We start from the raw sequence: 1,866 nt of genomic DNA on the forward strand, positions 1-1,866 counted from the left end.
GCTCCTGCGATAGCCATCATACCTAATCTTTTTGAAAAAGAATTAAATCTTAAAACATCTGTCAGGTTATAAAATGTATTAAAAGAAAAACGTAAATAATGAGCAGTGCCTACGCTATCATTTAAATCTTTAAATCGTTCCCAACCAATTTCGGGCGATAAACCAAATCGATTATTAATCATATATCTATAACCCAATACATAAGAATTTATTTGTGTAAGCTTCATAGATGTTATTCCAGGGTGTCTAACACCATCTTTCCCTCCAATATCAAAACTAACAGAATGTTTGTTGTATTCTTGAATAAAATCTTCAGCAACCTCGTTTGGCTTTTCAAAAGGCTTTGGTTTTTCATAATCTTGCGAAAATGTCGATAAAGAAATAATTACACTTAAAATTGATAGGTAGGATTTTTTAATCATATATTTTTTTTTACAAAAGTAATTATTTTTGTCATTGATTCTTTGATACTCTAGAAGATAATTATTTATTAACCCGTTTAGTGGATTAAATTGTTGATAAAAAAGTTTGAAAAAGCCATGCATTTTACTGATAAACAGTAATTTAAATGAATCTGACAACATTTAAATTATGCATGACTTAAAGGTAAATTTCGACAAAATTCATCAAATAGCCAAAACAATTCTTTCGGATAAGCTTATAGAAGGAAATGTTCGATTGTATAGACATAAGCCTAAAATGACTGATTCTGAGATTATTGCCTTAGCAATTTGTCAAGAAGCATTGTCTATTGATAGTGAAAATTATTTTTGGTCTAAATTAAAATCGGATTATCGGATTGATTTTCCAAATTTGATTCATCTTACCCGCTACAATCTGCGTCGCAAACACTTGAATGGTTACATTCAAATGGTGACCGAGCGATTGGCAACAAAAATGAATGAGGGAGAAAATGCTTTTATTGTTGATTCTATGCCTGTTCCAGTTTGTAAAATCAGTCGAGAAAGTCGATTAAAAATCTGTAAGGAGAACTATGAAACAGCACCAGATAAAGGGTATTCAGCAGTAAATAAACAGTATTACATTGGCTACAAAATTCATTTAGTTATATCGATAAGAGGAGTGTTTTCTGCGATGGATTTATCAAAGGCAAGCGTTCATGACATTCATTTTCTGTCAGATATAAAGCAATCAGAACTAAATAATTGTGTTCTACTTGGTGATAGAGGATACTTAAGTTCTAGTTTACAATTGAATCTTTTTGAAACAGCAAGAATAGATTTGCAAACGCCAAAACGTGAAAATCAATCAAATTACAAACCCTATCCTCTTGTTTTCAGAAAACAACGAAAGAGGATAGAAACTTTGTTTTCACAATTATCTGACCACCTAATGATGAAAAGAAATTATGCTAAAACTTTCCAAGGATTATCAACTAGAACAATCTCCAAAATTGCAGCGGTTACAGTATTACAATACATTAACTTCCAAAATAAAAACCCAATAAATAATATTAAACATGCTCTTGCGGCTTAAAAATCAATCCGCTAAACGGGTTAATTAAAGTAGCAACCTAAATTAGTTCAATTGTAAAATGAAAGCAAATATTCTAGTATTAAATGTTATTTTTGAAAAAAAATCAGTTACATGAAAAAGATATTCTTTAAAATTAGCCTTGTTTTAGTTGCTTTTGCATTGTCCCCACGAATTATAGCTCAACCAATTCCTGGGACATTAAATTGGTACAATGGTGCTGGAACAGGTATGCTGACAGATAAAGCTTATGGTTTATTGAAAAAGAAAACTTCACAGCCTGTGATTGTGGCTGTAATAGATTCGGGAGTTGACATTGAACATGAAGATTTACAAGGGAAAATTTGGGTGAACACAAAAGAAATTCCTAAA

Annotated in this window: 1 protein-coding gene and 2 pseudogenes; 2 read left to right on the top strand and 1 reads right to left on the bottom strand. The window is 30.9% G+C overall.

The features are described 5' to 3' along the window. A pseudogene (locus ACOYLT_RS11785) lies at nucleotides 1-422 on the bottom strand (hypothetical protein); the annotation flags it as partial. Nucleotides 423-699: 277 nt separating this feature from the next. Here ACOYLT_RS11785 and ACOYLT_RS11790 point away from each other — a divergent pair. Further along, on the top strand, nucleotides 700-1,497 hold the full coding sequence (locus ACOYLT_RS11790) for an IS982 family transposase (protein ID WP_422854033.1): 798 nt from the start codon (nucleotides 700-702) through the stop codon (nucleotides 1,495-1,497). 111 nt (nucleotides 1,498-1,608) lie between these two features. Further along, nucleotides 1,609-1,866, top strand: a pseudogene (locus tag ACOYLT_RS11795) (hypothetical protein); the annotation flags it as partial.

Origin of the sequence: Flavobacterium sp., assembly GCF_049318185.1 — a bacterium.
Taxonomy (GTDB): domain Bacteria; phylum Bacteroidota; class Bacteroidia; order Flavobacteriales; family Flavobacteriaceae; genus Flavobacterium.